Genomic DNA, 20,321 nt, shown 5'->3' on the forward strand with positions numbered 1-20,321 from the left:
AAAGCTACAGACTACTCGCTTACGCCGCCAGCAGCGAGCGCAACACGAACGGCAGAATGCCGCCGTGCTTGTAGTAGTCGACTTCGATCGGCGTGTCGATACGCAGCAGCACCTGCACGCGATCTTCCTTGCCGTCCTTCCGATGGATTACGAGCGTCACTTCTTGTTGCGGCTTGAAGTCGTCGCCCAGACCTTCGATATCGTACGTCTCTTCGCCCGTGATGCCGAGCGTCTGCACGCTGTCCGTACCCTTGAACTGCAGCGGCAACACACCCATGCCGACCAGGTTCGAACGATGGATACGCTCGAAGCTGCGCGCCACCACGGCCTTCACGCCGAGCAGTTGCGTGCCTTTCGCCGCCCAGTCGCGCGACGAACCCGTGCCGTATTCCTCGCCCGCGAAGATCACGGTCTGCGTGTTGTCGCCGATGTACTTCATCGCGGCGTCGTAGATGGACAACTGTTCGCCGCTCGGTTGATGGATCGTCAGGCCGCCTTCCACGCGCGTGCCATCTTCCTTCAGCGGAATCATCAGGTTCTTGATACGCACGTTGGCGAAAGTGCCGCGCATCATCACGTCGTGGTTGCCGCGACGCGAGCCGTAGCTGTTGAAGTCGGCCTTCTGCACGCCGTTCGCCTTCAACCACACGCCCGCCGGCGACGTTTCCTTGATTGAACCTGCCGGGCTGATGTGGTCGGTCGTGACCGAGTCGCCGAAGATGCCAAGCGCGCGTGCGCCCTTCACGGCGGGGATCGAGTCGGCCGGGGTCATCGAGAAGTCGTGGCCGAAGAACGGCGGCTCCGCGATATACGTCGACTTCGGCCAGTCATAGACCTGACCGGTTTCGCCCGCGATCTTGCTCCACAGGTCGCCATCCTTCGTAAGCTGCGAGTAGTTCTCGCGGAAGGCTTCGGCGTTGAGCGCGTACTTGAGCAGCGAATGCACTTCCTCGCTCGTCGGCCAGATGTCGCCGAGATACACGTCGTGCCCGTCCTTGCCCTTGCCGACCGGCTCGGTCATGAGGTCGCGCGTGATGTTGCCCGCGATGGCATAAGCGACCACCAGCGGCGGCGAAGCCAGGAAGTTGGCGCGGATGTTCGGGTGAATACGCGCTTCGAAGTTGCGGTTGCCCGACAGGACGGCGGCCGCGACGATATCGTTCTTCACGATGGCGTCGTTCAGCTCCGGCGTCAGGTCGCCCGCATTGCCGATACACGTCGTGCAACCGTAAGCGGCGAGCGTAAAGCCGAGCTTGTCGAGATACTGCAGGAGATCGGTCTTCGTCAGATATTCGGTGACGATACGCGATCCCGGTGCCAGCGACGTCTTGATATGCGGCGCCACCGTCAGACCGGCCTCGACCGCTTTCTTGGCCAGCAGACCGGCGGCCAGCAGCACGCTCGGGTTCGACGTGTTCGTGCACGACGTGATCGCGGCGATCAGCACGTCGCCGTTCTTCACGTCGACGCCATCGGCGGTCTTGTAGTCGGCGGTCAGATCGGCGGGCTTCTTGGCAAAGCCGTTTTCGCCGACCGGCTTCGAGAAGAGGTCGGTAAACGTGCTCTTCACATTGCCGATTTCGATACGGTCTTGCGGGCGCTTCGGACCCGCCAGCGACGGCGCGACGGTGGACAAATCCAGCGTCAGCGTCTTCGTGAAGTCGATGTCGCCGGCCTTCGGCACGCCCCACAGCTTCTGCGCCCTGAAGTAGTTCTCGAAGGCGGAGATTTCGGCGTCGGTACGGCCCGTGCCCTTGAAGTAGTCGATGGTTTTTTCATCGACCGGGAAGAAGCCCATGGTGGCGCCGTATTCCGGCGCCATGTTGCCGATGGTCGCGCGGTCCGGCACCGCGATGGAAGCCGTGCCTTCGCCGAAGAACTCGACGAACTTGCCGACGACCTTCTCCTTGCGCAGCATTTCCGTGATGGTCAAGACGAGGTCGGTTGCCGTGCAGCCTTCGCGCAGCTTGCCCTTCAACTCGACGCCGACGACATCCGGCGTGAGGAAATACACCGGCTGGCCGAGCATGCCTGCTTCCGCTTCGATGCCGCCCACGCCCCAGCCCACCACGCCGATGCCGTTGATCATCGTCGTGTGGCTGTCGGTGCCGACGAGCGTGTCCGGGTAGTAGACCGTGTCGTTGCCTTCGGTCTTCTTGTGCACGCCGCGTGCGAGATACTCCAGATTCACCTGGTGGACGATACCCACGCCCGGCGGCACGACCTTGAACGTGTCGAACGCCTGCATGCCCCACTTCATGAACTGGTAGCGCTCGTTATTGCGCTGAAACTCCAGCTTCATGTTCAGGTCGAGCGCGTTCGGCTCGCGGAAGTGATCGATCTGCACCGAGTGATCGACGACGAGATCCACCGGCACGAGCGGCTCGATTGCCTTCGGGTCCTTGCCCGCGCGTTCGGCCACACCGCGCATGGCGGCGATGTCGGCGAGCAGGGGCACGCCGGTGAAATCCTGCAGCACGACGCGCGCGACGACGAACGGGATTTCATCGACGCGGGCTGCAGTCGGTTTCCAGTTCACGAGTTGCTCGATGTGCTCTTCGGAAATCTTCTTGCCGTCGTAATTGCGCAGCACGGATTCGAGCACCAGCCGGATAGACACCGGCAGACGTTCGATCTTGACCTTCAGGGCTTCGCCGAGTTGCGGCAGCGAGTAGAACTTGCCTTTGCCGGAACCACTGTCGAATTCCTTGAGCGTATTGTGAAGATTGTGGGCCATGGTTATTTTCCTTGGGCTGATCTGGGTTTGATGCAACGTTTCCTGAATCTGAAACCGGGTCGTGCCTGGTTTGACGCGCCGGCACGCGCGCACCGGCTCCAGGCGCTAGATCACATACAAATCGACGTATTCATTGACCGGCATGGCTTCGAGCTTTGCCTGATCGAGCGATACCGCGAGGATCGCCTGTTGCTGTTTTTGCGGGAACCGGCGCGCGAGATTGGTCTTGAACTTCTCGACGAGCAGCGGAATGCCGTCCTCGCGGCGGCGCTTGTGACCGATCGGATATTCCACCGCGATTTCATCGAGCTTCGAACCGTCCGTGAACTCGACGGTGAGCGCGTTCGCAATCGAGCGCTTCTCAGGGTCGTGGTAATCGGTCGTGTATTGCGGGTCTTCCACGCATTCCATCTTCGCGCGCAAGGTGTCGATGCGCGGGTCCTGCGCGATCGAATCTTCGTAATCGGCGGCGGTGAGACGGCCGTGGATGAGCGGCACGGCGATCATGTACTGAATGCAGTGATCGCGGTCGGCCGGATTGTTGAGCGGTCCCTTCTTGTCGATGATGCGGATAGCCGCTTCGTGCGTGCGAATGGTGATCTTCGCGATATCTTCGACACTCTTGCCCGCTTCCTTCAGCTTGCCGTGCAGCGTCATGGCGGCTTCGACGGCGGTTTGCGAATGGAATTCGGCCGGGAACGAAATCTTGAAGAGCACGTTCTCCATGACATACGAGCCGTACGGGCGCTGGAACTTGAAGTCGTTGCCCTTGAAGAGCACGTCGTAGAAGCCCCAGGTCTTCGTGGTCAAGACCGACGGATAGCCCATTTCGCCGGTCTTCGCGATCAGCGCGAGACGCACGGCGCGCGAGGTCGCGTCGCCCGCGGCCCATGACTTGCGCGAACCCGTGTTCGGCGCGTGGCGATATGTGCGCAGCGAATGACCATCGACGAAAGCGAGCGACACCGCGTTGATGAGTTCGTCGCGCGAGAGGCCGATCAACTGACCAACGACCGCCGTGGACGCGAGCTTGACCAGCAGCACGTGATCGAGCCCGACCTTGTTGAACGAGTTTTCCAGCGCGATACAGCCTTGAATTTCGTGCGCCTTGACCATGGCGATCAGCACGTCTTTCATGGCAAGCGGCTTCTTGCCGGTGGCGATTGCGTTACGTGACAGCCAGTCGGCGGTGGCGAGAATGCCGCCCAGGTTGTCCGACGGATGGCCCCACTCGGCGGCGAGCCATGTGTCGTTGAAGTCGAGCCAGCGGATCATGGCGCCGATGTTGAAGGCGGCCTGAACCGGGTCGAGCTGAAACTGGGTGCCAGGCACCTTCGCGCCGTTGGGGACGATCGTGCCGGGCACGATCGGTCCCATCAGCTTGGTGCAGGCAGGGTACGAGAGGGCTTCGAGTCCGCAGCCGAGGGTGTCGATCAGGCAGTTGCGCGCGGTTTCCAGCGCAAGCGTGCTCTCGACGCGATAGTTGAGAACGTAGTCGACTATGTCGACGAGTACCTGATCCGGCTCTGGCCGGACGTTCGAGATCGGTGCGGACATCGAGGATTCCTGTTTGATTGCAGACTTTGTTATTCGGCCTTCTTGAACAACGCTTCCGACTGCGTGGGAGCGGTTGCGCCCGCAGCCATTTCGGCGGTCATGCACTCGTCGGCCAGGCGCGACGAATCTTTGTCGGAGAACAGCATTGCCTTCGACGGGATCACGACGAGATCCATGCCCGTTGCCGCATCGTGGAAACGATCGGCGCCGGTCGTGGTGTCCTGACGGGGCAGCTTGTAGTCCTTCTTGGCCCAATTCACGGTGACGATAGTGTCACGCTTCATGTCGCCTTTCAGATAGAAAGACGCGCCTTCCTTACAGGTCCACTTGACGGCGCCTTCGGGAATCGGGTCGGTCTTCGCTGCTGCGGCCGCTTCGGCCTTGGGTGAGCGCTTGATGAGTCGACGTGCCGGAGCCGGGCGTTTGGCCTTTGCCGCCTTCGAGTCCGTGGTGGTCGTCGCGGCGAAGGCGTCGGCACTGACGAACACGCTGGTGGTAGCCAGTGTGCCGACGATTGCAGCGATCAGGAGTTTATTCATCGAAAAACCTTTCAAAACATGGAGGTTGGTAACGGTTGCCGCGCGGAGTGAATTTCGTCCTCGCGAAATTCGATCGCGCAGTCCGCTATTTTCGCTTATTTAGTGGCGTGAACTTCAAATTATCGGGGCCCGTGTAGTTCGCACTCGGCCGGATGATTTTGTTGTCGATGCGTTGCTCGATGATGTGCGCGCTCCATCCCGCCGTGCGCGAGATGACGAAGAGCGGCGTGAACATGGCCGTGGGCACGCCCATCATGTGATACGAAACCGCGCTGAACCAGTCGAGGTTGGGGAACATTTTCTTTGCGTCGGCCATCACGGATTCGAGCCGTTCGGCGATGCTGAAGAGCTTGTTGTCGCCCGCTTCCTTCGAGAGCTTCTTCGCGACTTCCTTGATGACCTTGTTACGCGGATCGGAGATGGTATAGACCGGATGACCGAAGCCGATCACCACTTCCTTCTTCTCGACGCGTGCGCGAATATCGGACTCGGCTTCGTCGGGCGTCTGATAGCGCGATTGAATTTCGAACGCGACTTCATTGGCGCCGCCATGTTTCGGGCCGCGCAATGCGCCAATGCCACCCACGATCGCCGAATACATGTCCGAGCCCGTGCCCGCGATCACGCGAGTGGTGAACGTGGATGCGTTGAACTCATGTTCAGCGTAAAGATTGAGCGATACGTGCATGGCTTCGACCCACGATTTCGAGGGCTCCGCGCCATGCAGCAAATGCAGAAAGTGTCCGCCGATGGAGTCGTCGTCAGTTTCGACTTCGATGCGCTTGCCGTTGTGCGAGTAGTGATACCAGTAGAGCAGCATCGAACCGAGCGAGGCCATCAGCTTGTCGGCGATATCCTTCGCGCCGGGAACGTTGTGATCGTCCTTTTCGGGCAGGATGGTGCCGAGCATGGATACGCCGGTGCGCATGACGTCCATGGGGTGCGCGGACGCCGGAATCCATTCGAGCGCGGCCTTGAGGTTTGCGGGCAAGCCGCGCAAAGCCTTGAGTTTTGTCTTGTACGCCTTCAACTCGGCGACGTTCGGCAGCTTGCCATGCACGAGCAGATAAGCGATCTCCTCGAACTCGCTGGTGGTCGCGACATCGAGAATGTCGTAACCGCGATAGTGCAGGTCGTTGCCGGTCTTGCCGACTGTGCACAACGCGGTGTTGCCCGCGGTCACGCCCGAAAGCGCGACGGATTTCTTTGGCTTGAATGCGCCCGCTGCGGCGGGTGCGTCGGTCGATACGGTATCGCTCATTGCTTCAAGTCTCCTTTCAACGCTCAGGGCGTGCGTTACTTCTTCTTGAAACGCGCGCTGCGTAACCGCTCGCGCGCGTGCTGCAAATGCTCTGTCATGCCTTGCCGCCTTGCGCCGGCGTGGCGAAGAGCGACGCGTAATCGCTTGGCATTGCCTGGCCGGTGGCCTCGGCGCGCCGCAGCACCGACCAGTAATAGCGATAGCTCGCGCGATCATGCAAGGTATCGCGGTGACGCGTTGGGCCCCACTGCGCGCGTTGTGCGCCAAGCAGTATCTCGGCGGCGAGCGCGATTTCATCGGCACGTGGCGAGAAGGCTTCGACGACAGGCCGTATCTGCTCCGGATGAATGCTCCACATGCGCGTATAGCCGAACTCGTTGCGCGCGCGCCCGGCGTCGTTCGCCACGATGCCCATGTCGCGCACTTCCGTCGATACGTTGTGGGACGGCACCTTGCCGTGTGCATGACACGCCGCCGCGATTTCCAGCTTCGCGCGCCGCACGAGCGGATGTTCAAACTGGCCGGGCGAGCGCATGGCGGTATCTGGAATGGCGCCGTTGTGCGCCGAAACGAAGTCCATCAGACCGAAGCTCAGCGATTCGACGCCGGGCAGCGCCGCGAGCTCGAAGGCTTCGCGAAGCGCGCCATGTGTTTCGATCAGCAGATGACAAGGCACCGGTTTCTCGATGCCGAACTCGCAACGCGATGCCTCGACGAAAGCCACCATCTCGGCGGCGTCGAAGACGCTGCGGATTTTCGGCAGCATGACGAAGGCAGGCGCTTTCCTCGCGTGGCGCAGGATGATGCGCACGTCGTCGCGCCACGCGCGGTGATTGAAGTCGTGAATGCGCACGCCCACGCGCCCGAAGCGGTCTTCCTCGCCGCCGACGAACGACGCGACGAGTTCCGCATGCTCCGCCTCGCGGCCTACTTCCGCACCGTCCTCGCAATCGAGCGTGATGTCGAAGACCGGCCCGAGTTGCGCCTGCAACGCGAGCGACTTCTTCATCAGCTTTTCGCTGCCCGCGTAGTGATCGCAGGGCGGCAGGACAGCAGGCTGCGGGTCGCCGTCAAACAGCACTTCGGCGGGGGTGAGAGCGCGCATCGTCGGCGTCGGGTCCAATTGGGGGAAAAGGATGTCGATCTTGCTCAATGCTTCTGATTCGGCCGCGCTCGGGCTGCTTCCGTGAAAGCACGGCAAGCTCCAAACGCGTTCGGATCAGGCGCGATGCATCGGATGCATTCGCGCCAGCGGGAAGCCTCCCGGCTTCCCCGCGATACTTAAAATTACTTGCCCAGCAAATGCGCCACGCCGTCGCGCTCTTCTAGCAGTTCGCTCAGCGTGCCGTCCATTTTTTCGCGCGAGAACGCGTCGATTTCCAGACCTTCGACGCGTTTGTACTCGCCGTTTTCGCACGTGACCGGCACGCCGTAGATGATGTCTTCCGGAATGCCGTACGAGCCGTCCGACGGAATGCCCATGGTGACCCACTTGCCATTGGTGCCGAGCACCCAGTCGCGCACGTGGTCGATTGCAGCGTTAGCCGCCGATGCCGCCGACGACAGACCGCGCGCTTCGATGATCGCCGCACCGCGCTTGCCGACCGTCGGGATGAACGTGTTGCGGTTCCATTCATCGTCGTTGATGAGCTTCGTCAGATCGTCGCCCGCCGCGGTGGCGAAGCGGAAGTCGGGGTACATGGTCGGCGAGTGGTTGCCCCACACAGCCAGTTTTTCGATCGATGCGACCGGCTTGCCCGACTTGGCCGCCAGTTGCGACAGCGCGCGGTTGTGGTCCAGGCGCAGCATGGCGGTGAAGTTCTTCTTCGGCAGATCCGGCGCCGACTTCATCGCGATATAGGCGTTCGTGTTGGCCGGGTTGCCGACCACGAGAACCTTGACGTCGCGGCTTGCGACTTCGTTGAGCGCCTTGCCCTGAACCGTGAAGATTTCGGCGTTGGCCGACAAGAGGTCCTTACGCTCCATGCCTTTCGAGCGCGGACGCGCACCGACCAGCAGCGCGACGTCGGCGTCCTTGAACGCGACTTTGGGGTCGTCCGTGACGACCACGCCTGCGAGCAGCGGGAACGCGCAGTCTTCCAGTTCCATCACGACGCCCTTGACTGCGCCTTGCGCTTGCGGCAAATCGAGCAACTGAAGAATCACGGGCTGGTCTTTGCCGAGCAGATCGCCATTGGCGATACGGAACAGCAGCGAGTAGCCGATTTGACCTGCGGCGCCGGTGACGGCAACGCGCTTTGCGGACTTAGCCATTGATAACTCTCCTGGACGGTGCGTGGAACGCTAGGGAAAGCGCCATTTTATGCGCGTTACGCAAAGCGTTGATGAAAGACATGCCTGCCATGCCGCCCGCGAAGCGTGGGAACGCCCGGCCGATATCCTGCCGATGCGGCTTCGCGCCTGTATTGGCGCCAAGGCGAGCGGCGCACCGACGGGCGCGGCGTGACTGTCATGCCATGAATCTCTCGTTCGAGCGAGTTGCTTGCGGGAGGTTTCTTAAAGGACGCGAAATTCGCTTGGGTCCAACGGCAACGCGCCCATACGAGACGGCGCTTGACGTTGCGAGGCGATAGGCAGGCAGCGGCGCGCGAATCGAGTGGTCGATCGGCGTAAGGCGAAAGCGAAAGGGCGTGCCTGGCGGTATGTCGCGCGGCCGAAGAACTGACGGCATCTGGCGAAAACCGCCAGGACAAACGCGCCGGTCAGCTCGGTTTCCGGTGTTACGACAACCCGCAAACCCTTGCTCGACAAGGAGTGTAGGGTTCGTCACAAGCAAAGTCAACACTATCTTATGTCTTATATAAGACATAGGATTCTCAGGGAAAGCTCTGGACGCACGGCGCGGCTTTGTGTTGAAATGCGCGGCATGAATTCGAACCCGGCGAGCACGACGAACCCGAACGGCAGCGCGAGCGCGGCTGAGGCTGCCGCGAGTACGTCGTCGCCTACGTTCAGTCCGCTATATCAGCAAATCAAATCGCTCATCACGCAGGGGCTCGAAACGGGTGAATGGAAGCCCGGCGAAATCATCCCGAGCGAGGTCGAACTCGCCGCGCGCTATAAAGTCAGCCAGGGCACCGTCCGCAAGGCCATCGACGAACTCGCCGCCGACAATCTGCTCGTGCGCCGTCAAGGCAAGGGCACGTTTGTTGCGACGCACAATGAAGACCGCGTCCAGTTCCGCTTCCTGCGCTTGTTGCCCGACGACGGCGACGCTCATCCCCACGTCAGCCGCCTGCTCGAATGCAAGCGTCTGCGCGCGCCCGCCGAGATCGCGCGTCAACTCGATCTGAAACCGGCCGACCCCGTTGTTCTTATCAAGCGCCTGTTGCAGTTTGATGGCGTGACGACCGTTTTCGATGAAATCTGGCTGCCCGGCGCGGTCTTTCGCGGCCTGACCGCCGAGCGTCTCGCCGATTACAAGGGTCCGCTCTACGCAATGTTCGAGACGGAGTTCGGTACGCGCATGATTCGTGCGACAGAAAAGATCCGCGCCGTCGCCGCTGACCCAGCGGTCGCGCGCCTGCTCGATGTGAAACCGGACTTTCCACTGCTGTCGGTCGAACGCGTCTCCTATACGTATGGCGACCGGCCGGTCGAAGTGCGGCGCGGCTGGTATGTCACGACCGGGTATTACTATCAGAACGACTTGAGTTGAGCGCCGAAAGCAGGCGGGAAATGCAGGGTGGCAAGCAGTGCGTAAGTTTCGCGCAAGCACGTAAGGGATACTCTTTTCTTACACGCCTTAGAAGAGTGTTTTAGGCCGGTTTTCGCTGCAGCGCGGAATAAAAAGGCGCTAAAATCGCGGATTGGTGTAATAACAAGTTGGGGTCTAGCATGGCTGAAGCCGTAAAAAAACCAAGGCCCGAGTTCCGGAACATCGGGCTTGGTCAACTCGCGAAGTATCGCTTGCCGCTGGCGGGGAAGGTGTCCATCCTGCATCGCATCAGCGGCTTGCTGCTTTTCGTGTCGCTGCCGTTCATTCTCTATCTGCTCGATCAGAGCCTGACCTCGGAACTCAGTTTCGACGCGTTCAAGGGCTTTCTGGCCAACCCCATCGTCAAGATCATCACGCTCGTGCTGTCGTGGGCGTATCTGCATCACTTCTGCGCGGGCATTCGTTTTCTGCTGCTCGACACGCACGTTGGCGTGAACAAGGAAGGCGGCAAGCAAAGCGCGTTGATCGTGCTCGTCGTCTCGCTGCTTCTCACGGCTGTGATGGCCCTTAAAATCTTCGGAGCCTTTTAAGACCATGGCAACCCAAAACAGAGTTGGCCCGAAGCGCCTGGTCGTGGGCGCGCATTACGGCCTGCGCGACTGGCTCGCGCAACGCATTACCGCCGTCGTGATGGCGGCGTACACCGTCGTTTTGCTGTTCTGGTTCTTCGCCGCACACAGCTTCTCCTATGAAGGCTGGGCGTCCATCTTCGCCATGCAGTGGATGAAGCTTGCCACGTTCGTGACTCTGCTTTGCCTGTTCTATCACGCGTGGGTCGGCATTCGCGATATCTGGATGGATTACGTGAAGCCCATGGCCGTGCGCCTGTTTCTTCAGGTGCTGACCATCCTCTGGCTCGTTGGATGCGCCGGCTACGCTGCACAGATTCTCTGGAGAGTTTAAAGAACATGGCTGCAATCAAGACTTCCCTGCCGCGTCGCCGTTTCGACGTGGTCATCGTGGGCGCGGGCGGCTCGGGCATGCGCGCATCGCTGCAGCTCGCGCGTGCGGGCCTGTCGGTCGCTGTGTTGTCGAAGGTGTTTCCCACGCGCTCGCATACGGTCGCCGCGCAAGGCGGCATCGGCGCCTCGCTTGGCAACATGAGCGAGGACAACTGGCACTATCACTTCTACGACACCATCAAGGGCTCCGACTGGCTCGGCGACCAGGATGCAATCGAATTCATGTGCCGTGAAGCGCCCAACGCCGTGTATGAGCTCGAACACATGGGCATGCCGTTCGACCGCAATCCGGATGGCACGATCTATCAGCGTCCGTTCGGCGGACACACGGCCAACTACGGCGAAAAGCCCGTGCAACGCGCCTGTGCCGCGGCCGACCGTACCGGCCACGCGTTGTTGCACACGCTGTATCAGCAGAACGTCGCGGCCAAAACGCACTTCTTCGTCGAATGGATGGCGCTGGACCTGATCCGCGACGCCGAAGGCGATGTGCTCGGCGTCACCGCGCTGGAGATGGAAACGGGCGACGTGTATATCCTCGAAGGCAAGACCACGCTGTTCGCCACGGGCGGCGCGGGACGTATCTTCGCGGCATCGACGAATGCGTTCATCAACACGGGCGATGGCTTGGGCATGGCCGCGCGCTCGGGCATCGCGTTGCAGGACATGGAGTTCTGGCAATTCCACCCGACCGGTGTCGCGGGCGCGGGCGTGCTGATTACCGAAGGCGTGCGCGGCGAAGGCGGCATCTTGCGCAATTCGAACGGCGACCGCTTCATGGAGCGCTACGCGCCGACGCTCAAGGACCTCGCGCCGCGCGACTTCGTTTCGCGTTCGATGGATCAGGAAATCAAGGAAGGCCGTGGCGTGGGTCCGAACAAGGACCACGTGTTGCTGGATCTGTCGCACATCGGCGCCGAGACGATCATGAAGCGCTTGCCGTCGATTCGCGAGATCGCGCTCAAGTTCGCCAACGTCGATTGCATCAAGGAGCCCATTCCCGTGGTGCCGACCATCCACTATCAAATGGGTGGCATACCGACGAACATGCACGGGCAGGTCGTGGGTACGTCCAATGGTTATAACGAGCCGGTCAACGGGTTCTACGCGGTGGGCGAATGCTCGTGCGTCTCGGTGCATGGCGCGAACCGTCTGGGCACGAACTCGCTGCTCGACCTGGTGGTGTTCGGCCGCGCGGCGGGCAATCACATCATCAAGCACGCGAAGGAGTTGAAAGAGCACAAGCCGCTGCCGGCCGATGCCGCCGACTTCGCGCTCGAACGCCTCGCGGTGCTGGAGAAGTCGACGTCGGGCGAATACACGCAGAACATCGCCAACGACATTCGTTCGACCATGCAGGCGCATGCGGGCGTGTTCCGCACATCGAAGCTGCTCGAAGAGGGCGTGAGCAAGATCGACGAACTCACCGCGCGCGTGAAGCACGTGCATCTGAAGGACAAATCGAAGGTGTTCAACACGGCGAAGGTCGAGGCGCTGGAGTTGGCGAACCTGATCGAAGTCGCACGCGCGACCATGGTGTCGGCCGAAGCGCGCAAGGAAAGCCGTGGCGCGCACGCGCACAGCGACTTCGAGCATCGCGACGACGAGAACTGGATGCGCCATACGCTGTGGTTCAGCGAAGGCGATCGCCTCGACTACAAGCCGGTGCAGATGAAGCCGCTGACGGTTGAATCGGTGCCGCCGAAGGCACGGACCTTCTAAGGCACAAGGGAAAATCGAAATGGCAAAGAGAATTTTCGAAGTCTATCGCTACGATCCGGACAAGGACGCAGCCCCGCGCATGCAGACCTACGAGCTGGAGATCGACTCGCACGAACGCATGCTGCTCGATGCACTGCTCAAGCTAAAGTCGGTCGACGAGACGCTGTCGTTTCGCCGTTCGTGCCGCGAAGGCGTGTGCGGCTCGGACGCGATGAACATCAACGGCAAGAACGGTCTTGCGTGTTTGCAGAACATGAACGATCTGCCGCAGCGCATTGTGCTGCGTCCGCTGCCGGGCTTGCCGGTGGTGCGCGATCTGATTTGCGACTTCACGCAATTTTTTAATCAGTATCATTCGATCAAGCCGTATCTGATCAACGACACGCCGCCGCCGGAAAAAGAGCGTCTGCAGTCGCCGGTCGAACGCGACGAGCTCGACGGGCTGTACGAGTGCATTCTGTGCGCGAGTTGCTCGACGTCGTGCCCGAGCTTCTGGTGGAATCCGGACAAGTTCGTCGGACCGGCGGGCTTGCTGCAGGCGTATCGCTTCATTGCGGATAGCCGGGATGAAGCGACCGGCGAGCGTTTGGACAATCTGGAAGATCCGTATCGTCTGTTCCGTTGCCACACGATCATGAATTGCGTCGACGTGTGCCCGAAGGGGCTCAACCCGACCAAGGCGATCGGCAAGATCAAGGAATTGATGGTGCGCCGCGCTGTCTGAGATGGGCTAAGAGATGGTCGACAATTCAAGCAATACCGCGGACGACGGTCCGCATCAGTCCGACCCCCTTCGTCGCGCGCGTCTTCGCTGGCGTGCGCGGCGCGGCCTGCTGGAAAACGATCTGATCTTCGAGCGTTTTTTCAGCCGATATGAGCATGACCTCAGTGACGCCGACGTGTTCGCGTTGACCCGTCTGCTGGAGCTGAGCGACAACGAACTGATGGATTTGTTGCTGGCGCGCACCGAGCCCGAAGGCGAGCTTGCGACGCCCGATGTAATCCGTCTGCTAGGTATGCTGCGTACCGTGTGATTTCAGCAGGAATCCACGGAGTTCTGCACAATAAGCCGAAATAAACGAATTAAGGCCGCAAGAGGCCCACAGTACAGTTTGTGCCGCGCAGCTTCCGTCGTGCAAATTATCGAGAACCTGTATCCATACTTCGATTGAGGATGTGCTATGACCCCGTCAGATGTTAAAGCCACGCTATCGTTCAGCGACAACTCGCCGAGCGTCGAAATGCCGATCTACAAGGGCACCATGGGCCCGGACGTGATCGACATTCGCAAGTTGTACGGTCAGACCGGCAAGTTCACGTATGACCCGGGCTTCATGTCGACGGCAGCGTGCAATTCCGCGATCACGTATATCGACGGCGACAAGGGCGAACTGCTCTATCGCGGATATCCGATCGAAGAACTGGCGGTGAACGCCGACTTCCTCGAAACCTGCTATCTGCTGCTGAAGGGCGAATTGCCGACCGCCGCGCAGAACCAGGAATTCGTGGATACGGTCACGCGCCACACGATGGTGCATGAGCAAATGCACTTCTTCTTCCGCGGTTTCCGTCGCGACGCGCACCCCATGGCCGTCCTCGTCGCCGCAGTCGGCGCGCTGTCGGCGTTCTACCATGACTCGCTGAATATCAACGACCCGCGTCATCGCGAAGTGTCGGCCATCCGCATGATCGCCAAGCTGCCGACGCTGGTGGCCATGGCGTACAAATTCAGCATCGGTCAACCGTTCGTTTATCCGAAGAACGACCTGTCGTATAGCGCGAACTTCATGTACATGATGTTCTCGAATCCGTGCGAAGAGTACAAAGTCAACGACGTGCTGGTGCGCGCGCTCGACCGTATCCTCATCCTGCACGCGGACCACGAGCAAAACGCGTCGACCTCGACGGTGCGTCTCGCGGGGTCGTCGGGCGCCAATCCGTTTGCGTGTATTGCAGCTGGTATCGCGTGTCTGTGGGGCCCGGCGCACGGCGGCGCGAACGAAGCCGCGCTGAACATGCTGGAAGAAATCGGCTCGGTCGACAACATCGCCGAGTTCATCAAGCAGGTGAAGGACAAGAACTCGGGCGTGAAGCTGATGGGCTTCGGCCACCGCGTCTACAAGAATTACGATCCCCGCGCGAAGCTCATGCGCGAAACCTGCCACGAAGTGCTGAACGAGCTCGGTCTGCATGACGACCCGCTCTTCAAGCTTGCGATGGAACTGGAAAAGATCGCGCTGGAAGACGAATACTTCGTGTCGCGCAAGCTGTACCCGAACGTAGACTTTTACTCGGGTATCGTTCAGCGCGCGCTGGGCATTCCGACGTCCATGTTCACGTGTATTTTCGCAATGGCTCGTACGGTTGGCTGGATTGCACAGTGGAACGAGATGATCGCCGATCCGGAACAAAAGATTGGCCGTCCGCGTCAGTTGTTCATTGGTCAAACGCCGCGTGATGCAAAGGCGCTGGACAAGCGTTAAGCGCACGCAGGTTAGGTTGGACGAAAGCCCCGGCGAGTGATTGCCGGGGCTTTTTGCTTTTGGCTTCTTCCTCGTCCGTCTTTCTATCCGGGTATCGCTGATCCAGGTACCGAACCCACCACCCAACCCACTGTTTTTAATGGATTTTTCCGTAGCCTAGTACTATCCACGCGCTCCGTGAGAGTGGCATAATCGACTCACAAGTCGTCAAACTGAAAACCCCGCAGTCACACTCCAAAGCGCTCACATGGCACAGACTCTCTACGACAAACTGTGGAACACACACGTGATCCACACGGAAGAGGACGGCACGTCGATCCTCTACATCGACCGTCACCTGCTGCACGAAGTGACGAGCCCGCAGGCCTTCGAAGGCTTGAAGCTGGCCGAGCGCCCGGTGTGGCGCATCAGCGCGAACCTGGCCGTGTCCGACCATAACGTGCCGACCACCGACCGTTCCCACGGCATTGCTGATCCCGTGTCGAAGCTGCAAGTCGATACGCTCGACTCCAATTGCGATAGCTTCGGCATCACTCAGTTCAAGATGAACGATCTGCGTCAGGGCATCGTGCACATCATCGGGCCGGAACAGGGCGCGACGCTGCCGGGCATGACCATCGTCTGCGGCGACTCGCACACCTCCACGCACGGCGCGTTCGGCGCGCTCGCGCACGGCATCGGCACCTCGGAAGTGGAGCACGTGCTCGCCACGCAAACGCTCTTGCAGAAGAAGAGCAAGAACCTGCTCATCAAGGTCGAAGGCCAATTGCCGCGCGGCTGCACCGCGAAGGACATCGTGCTCGCGATCATCGGCAAGATCGGCACGGCGGGCGGCACCGGTTACGCCATGGAATTCGGCGGCTCGACCATCCGCGCGCTCACCATGGAAGGCCGCATGACGGTCTGCAACATGGCGATCGAAGCGGGCGCGCGCGCCGGCATGGTGGCCGTCGACGACACCACGATCAACTATCTCAAGGATCGTCCGTACTCGCCGCAGGGCGTCGAGTGGAATCAGGCGGTCGAGTACTGGCGTCAGTTCAAGTCGGACCCAGACGCGCAGTTCGACCGCGTGGTCGAACTCAATGCGGCCGAAATCGTGCCGCAAGTCACGTGGGGCACGTCGCCGGAAATGGTCACGTCGGTCGATGGCCGCGTGCCCGATCCCGAGCGCGAAAAAGATCCGGTCAAGCGCGACGCCATGGAACGCGCGCTGCACTACATGGCGCTGCAACCGAACACGCCAATCGAGGCCATCAAGCCGGACAAAATCTTCATCGGCTCGTGCACGAATGCGCGTATTGAAGACCTGCGCGCCGCCGCGTATGTGGTGAAGACGCTCGGCCGCCGCGTGGCATCGAACATTCGTCTGGCGATGGTCGTGCCGGGCTCCGGTCTCGTGAAAGCGCAGGCCGAGCGGGAAGGGCTCGACAAGATTTTCACGAACGCGGGCTTCGAATGGCGCGAGCCGGGATGCTCCATGTGCCTCGCCATGAACGCGGACCGGCTCGATCCGGGCGAGCGCTGCGCATCGACGTCGAACCGCAATTTCGAAGGCCGTCAAGGCGCGGGCGGACGCACGCATCTGGTGAGCCCGGCAATGGCGGCCGCCGCTGCAATCGAAGGTCACTTCGTCGACGTTCGCAAGCTCGCCTGACTCGGTGCGATGAAGCGAAATCTACTCTCGCTCGTGGTTGCCGTCGGTTGTCTGCTCACACTGACACTCGCGGGCTGCAACACGATGCACGGTTTCGGCGAAGATTTGCAGCATCTGGGCAATTCGATCAGCAACGCGGCTAAGTAGGCGGGCCGCATTCATCCGGCGAGGCGCGCCAAGCATTGCCGGATCTGCAACAGACAAAGGGCTCAAGCGTCATGGAAAAATTCATTGTGCATAGCGGCCTCGTGGCGCCGCTGGATCGCGAAAACGTCGACACGGACGCGATCATTCCGAAGCAGTTCCTGAAGTCGATCAAGCGCACTGGGTTCGGTCCCAACGCGTTCGACGAATGGCGTTATCTCGATGTCGGCCAGCCGGGTCAGGACAACAGCAAGCGCCCGCTGAACCCGGATTTCGTGCTGAATCAGCAGCGTTACCAGGGCGCGTCGATTCTGCTCACGCGCAAGAACTTCGGCTGCGGCAGCTCGCGGGAACACGCGCCGTGGGCGCTGGATCAATACGGCTTTCGCGCGATCATCGCGCCGAGTTTCGCGGACATTTTCTATAACAACTGCTTCAAGAACGGGCTGCTGCCGGTGGCGCTGACGGAGCAGCAAGTGGACAAGCTGTTCAACGAGACCAACGCGTTCGTGGGTTATACGCTGACTGTCGATCTCGAAGCGCAAGTCGTGCGTACGGGCGACGGCACCGAGTATTCTTTCGAAGTCCCGGGCTTTCGCAAGTACTGTCTGCTGAACGGCTTCGACGATATCGCGCTGACTCTGCGCCACGCGGACAAGATTCGTCAGTACGAGACGGAACGGCTGACGAAGCAGCCGTGGCTGAACAATCGGCTGGTTGGATAAGAACCTGTATTCGGCCTGCGCCCAGATGCAGGCGCGCTTTTAGTGACGTTGTTCGTGTCCGAGAAACCCGACACGACGGCGCGAACCAAACCGGGAAGCTCCGCAAGCGCGGAGCGCGTCCTGTGAATAAGGAATCGAGACATGAAGATTGCAGTCCTCCCCGGCGACGGTATCGGTCCGGAAATCACCGCCGAGGCGGTCAAGGTGCTGAACGCGCTTGGTGAGAAGTTCGAACTCGAAGAAGCGCCCGTTGGCGGCGCGGGTTACGAGGCGAAGGGCCATCCGCTGCCGGATGCGACGCTGCAACTCGCCAAGGACGCCGACGCGATCCTTTTCGGCGCCGTCGGCGACTGGAAGTATGACAAGCTCGAACGCGCGTTGCGCCCGGAGCAAGCCATTCTCGGTCTGCGCAAGCATCTGCAACTGTTCGCGAACTTCCGTCCGGCCATTTGCTATCCGCAATTGACGGGTGCTTCGTCGCTGAAGGCCGAGATTGTGTCGGGGCTCGATATCCTGATCGTGCGTGAACTGAACGGTGACATCTACTTTGGTCAGCCACGCGGCGTGCGTGCTGCGCCGGACGGCTTGTTCGAAGGCGCGCAGGAAGGCTTCGACACCATGCGTTACGCGGAACCGGAAGTGCGGCGCATTGCGCATGTCGCGTTTCAGGCTGCGCAAAAGCGTCAGAAGAAGTTGACGAGCGTGGACAAGGCGAACGTGCTCGAAACATCGCAATTCTGGCGCGACATCATGATCGACGTGTCCAAGGAATATCCGGACGTCGAGCTGTCGCACATGTATGTCGATAACGCGGCGATGCAGCTGGTCAAGGCGCCGAAGGCTTTCGACGTGGTCGTGACGGGCAACATGTTCGGCGACATTCTCTCCGACGAAGCCGCGATGCTCACGGGTTCCATTGGCATGTTGCCTTCGGCGTCGCTCGACAAGAACAACAAGGGCTTGTACGAGCCGTCGCATGGTTCGGCGCCGGATATCGCGGGCAAGGGCGTGGCCAATCCGCTTGCGACCATTCTCTCCGCCGCGATGATGCTGCGTTACTCGCTCGGCAAGACGGAGCAAGCCGACCGTATCGAAAGCGCGGTGAAGAAGGTGCTGGAGCAGGGCTATCGCACCGGCGATATCGCGACGCCCGACGGCAAAATCGTCGGCACGAAGGAAATGGGCGACGCGGTGCTCAAGGCGCTCTAAAAAACTCGCGATCGGCTGTTGCGACAAATGCAGCCGATCGTGACGTTTATCCTATTTTTACCCGTTTTACGGCACGATTCGCGGCGATTCGGTTCGAGATCCACGAAATTGCCCGGTTATCGTGTAGACTGTTTTGTTATGGCGAAGAACTCTCAATTCTCTTTGGAATCCATCGGACGCGGCTCAAAAGTCAGCGCGACGGGTCTCACCATCAGCACGCGCGGTCACGCCATCGTTGGCCTCGCCAAAACGCGCATTACGAAAACCTCCATCAAAGCGATCACGATTCGCTGATCGTCCCTCGTGTCCGAGCGTCTTCCCCGCGCGGCCACGCCGGGTAAGGATGCGGGGAAGCTACCACTGGAAGGGTGAGTCATGAACGTAGGTCTCGTTGGTTGGCGCGGCATGGTCGGCAGCGTCCTGATGCAGCGCATGCAGCAGGAAGGCGACTTCGACCTGATCGAACCGGTGTTTTTCAGCACCAGCAATGCGGGCGGCAACGCGCCGTCGTTCGCCAAGAACGAGACTAAGCTCAAAGACGCGACGAGCATCGACGACCTGAAGAAGTGCGACGCCATCATCACGTGTCAGGGCGGCGACTACACCAACGAGGTGTATCCGAAGCTGCGCGCAGCGGGCTGGAAAGGTTATTGGATCGACGCGGCCTCGGCGCTGCGCATGAAGGACGATGCGGTCATCATTCTCGATCCGGTCAACCTGAACGTCATCAAGGACTCGCTCGTCAAGGGCGGGCGCGATTTCATCGGCGGCAATTGCACGGTCAGCCTCATGCTGATGGCGCTCGGCGGCCTGTTCCGCGAAAACCTCGTCGAATGGACGACGGCCATGACGTATCAGGCCGCATCCGGCGCGGGTGCGCAGAACATGCGCGAACTGCTGCAGCAAATGGGTGTGCTTTACGGCGCGGCCAAGGAAGACCTGGCCGACCCGTCTTCCGCCATCCTCGATATCGACCGCCGCGTGCTGGCTGCAATGAACGGCGAACGCATGCCCGTCGACAATTTCGGCGTGCCGCTCGCAGGCTCGCTGATCCCGTGGATCGACAAGGATCTCGGCGACGGCATGTCGAAGGAAGAGTGGAAGGGCGGCGCGGAAACCAACAAGATTCTCGGCAAGCCCGCAATGGGTCAGCCGGGCTCGGTTCCCGTGGATGGGCTTTGCGTGCGGATCGGCGCCATGCGCTGCCATTCGCAAGCGCTGACCATCAAGCTCGCGAAGGACGTGCCGCTCGACGAAGTGCACGGCATCCTGGCATCGGCGAACGACTGGGTGAAGGTCGTGCCGAACGAGCGCGAAGCATCCATCCGCGATCTGTCGCCTGCAGTCGTTACGGGCACGCTTACGGTGCCGGTTGGCCGTCTGCGCAAGCTCGCCATGGGCGGTGAATATCTGTCCGCGTTCACGGTCGGCGACCAGCTCTTGTGGGGTGCTGCCGAGCCGCTGCGCCGCATGCTGCGCATTCTGTTGGACAAGTAAAGTAAACTACGCGCTTATGAGCGCGGCTTGACGAGAAGCGTCGCGTTTATCGCGGCGCTTTTTCGTTTGTGCAGCCGGTTTTGTCATGG

The 20,321-nt window shown here is 60.7% G+C and carries 18 protein-coding genes; 12 read left to right on the forward strand and 6 right to left on the reverse strand.

Annotated elements, in window-relative coordinates:
• Positions 1-19: 19 nt before the first annotated feature.
• From acnA to LDZ28_RS14670, 6 genes are all read right to left on the reverse strand, one after another.
• The gene (gene acnA / locus LDZ28_RS14645) at positions 20-2,737 is read right to left on the reverse strand and encodes an aconitate hydratase AcnA (RefSeq protein ID WP_244829101.1); all 2,718 of its coding nucleotides are present in this window, start codon (positions 2,735-2,737) and stop codon (positions 20-22) included.
• Between the two features lie 105 nt (positions 2,738-2,842).
• Entirely contained in the window at positions 2,843-4,294 is a 1,452-nt protein-coding gene (locus tag LDZ28_RS14650) for a bifunctional 2-methylcitrate dehydratase/aconitate hydratase (RefSeq protein ID WP_244829102.1), read from the reverse strand.
• A gap of 29 nt (positions 4,295-4,323) precedes the next feature.
• Complete coding sequence (locus LDZ28_RS14655; RefSeq protein WP_244829743.1) at positions 4,324-4,833, reverse strand: hypothetical protein; 510 nt, start codon at positions 4,831-4,833, stop codon at positions 4,324-4,326.
• 85 nt (positions 4,834-4,918) lie between these two features.
• Positions 4,919-6,094 carry a 2-methylcitrate synthase gene (gene prpC / locus LDZ28_RS14660; protein ID WP_244829103.1) on the reverse strand — a complete coding sequence of 392 codons (1,176 nt, stop codon included), beginning with the start codon at positions 6,092-6,094 and terminating at the stop codon, positions 4,919-4,921.
• 94 nt (positions 6,095-6,188) lie between these two features.
• Positions 6,189-7,199, reverse strand: coding sequence for a CoA ester lyase (locus LDZ28_RS14665; RefSeq protein WP_244829104.1), 1,011 nt, complete (start codon positions 7,197-7,199; stop codon positions 6,189-6,191).
• A 182-nt stretch (positions 7,200-7,381) separates the two neighbouring features.
• Positions 7,382-8,368 carry a malate dehydrogenase gene (locus tag LDZ28_RS14670; protein WP_244829105.1) on the reverse strand — a complete coding sequence of 329 codons (987 nt, stop codon included), beginning with the start codon at positions 8,366-8,368 and terminating at the stop codon, positions 7,382-7,384.
• Between the two features lie 613 nt (positions 8,369-8,981).
• Here LDZ28_RS14670 and LDZ28_RS14675 point away from each other — a divergent pair.
• From LDZ28_RS14675 to asd, 12 genes are all read left to right on the forward strand, one after another.
• Positions 8,982-9,773, forward strand: coding sequence for a GntR family transcriptional regulator (locus LDZ28_RS14675; protein WP_244829106.1), 792 nt, complete (start codon positions 8,982-8,984; stop codon positions 9,771-9,773).
• A gap of 179 nt (positions 9,774-9,952) precedes the next feature.
• The gene (gene sdhC / locus LDZ28_RS14680; protein ID WP_244829107.1) at positions 9,953-10,363 is read left to right on the forward strand and encodes a succinate dehydrogenase, cytochrome b556 subunit; all 411 of its coding nucleotides are present in this window, start codon (positions 9,953-9,955) and stop codon (positions 10,361-10,363) included.
• Positions 10,364-10,367: 4 nt separating this feature from the next.
• Positions 10,368-10,736, forward strand: coding sequence for a succinate dehydrogenase, hydrophobic membrane anchor protein (sdhD, locus tag LDZ28_RS14685; protein WP_244829108.1), 369 nt, complete (start codon positions 10,368-10,370; stop codon positions 10,734-10,736).
• Positions 10,737-10,741: 5 nt separating this feature from the next.
• Entirely contained in the window at positions 10,742-12,517 is a 1,776-nt protein-coding gene (gene sdhA, locus LDZ28_RS14690; protein ID WP_244829109.1) for a succinate dehydrogenase flavoprotein subunit, read from the forward strand.
• Between the two features lie 19 nt (positions 12,518-12,536).
• Positions 12,537-13,241, forward strand: coding sequence for a succinate dehydrogenase iron-sulfur subunit (locus LDZ28_RS14695; protein ID WP_244829110.1), 705 nt, complete (start codon positions 12,537-12,539; stop codon positions 13,239-13,241).
• 13 nt (positions 13,242-13,254) lie between these two features.
• Positions 13,255-13,551 (forward strand): succinate dehydrogenase assembly factor 2, encoded by a 297-nt coding sequence (locus LDZ28_RS14700; protein WP_244829111.1) that lies wholly within the window; start codon positions 13,255-13,257, stop codon positions 13,549-13,551.
• 147 nt (positions 13,552-13,698) lie between these two features.
• Positions 13,699-15,000 (forward strand): citrate synthase, encoded by a 1,302-nt coding sequence (gene gltA / locus LDZ28_RS14705; RefSeq protein WP_244829112.1) that lies wholly within the window; start codon positions 13,699-13,701, stop codon positions 14,998-15,000.
• Positions 15,001-15,247: 247 nt separating this feature from the next.
• Positions 15,248-16,657: a 3-isopropylmalate dehydratase large subunit gene (gene leuC / locus LDZ28_RS14710; protein WP_244829113.1), complete on the forward strand. Its 1,410-nt coding sequence runs from the start codon at positions 15,248-15,250 to the stop codon at positions 16,655-16,657.
• A 9-nt stretch (positions 16,658-16,666) separates the two neighbouring features.
• Positions 16,667-16,804: an entericidin A/B family lipoprotein gene (locus LDZ28_RS14715; RefSeq protein ID WP_244829114.1), complete on the forward strand. Its 138-nt coding sequence runs from the start codon at positions 16,667-16,669 to the stop codon at positions 16,802-16,804.
• Positions 16,805-16,875: 71 nt separating this feature from the next.
• Positions 16,876-17,526 (forward strand): 3-isopropylmalate dehydratase small subunit, encoded by a 651-nt coding sequence (leuD, locus tag LDZ28_RS14720; protein WP_244829115.1) that lies wholly within the window; start codon positions 16,876-16,878, stop codon positions 17,524-17,526.
• 141 nt (positions 17,527-17,667) lie between these two features.
• On the forward strand, positions 17,668-18,735 hold the full coding sequence (gene leuB / locus LDZ28_RS14725) for a 3-isopropylmalate dehydrogenase (RefSeq protein WP_244829117.1): 1,068 nt from the start codon (positions 17,668-17,670) through the stop codon (positions 18,733-18,735).
• Between the two features lie 375 nt (positions 18,736-19,110).
• A complete protein-coding gene (asd, locus tag LDZ28_RS14730) occupies positions 19,111-20,232 on the forward strand; it encodes an aspartate-semialdehyde dehydrogenase (RefSeq protein ID WP_244829118.1) in 1,122 nt (373 codons plus the stop codon).
• Positions 20,233-20,321 lie beyond the last annotated feature (89 nt).

The sequence above is a fragment of the Caballeronia sp. TF1N1 genome (genome assembly GCF_022878925.1).
Lineage (GTDB): Bacteria > Pseudomonadota > Gammaproteobacteria > Burkholderiales > Burkholderiaceae > Caballeronia.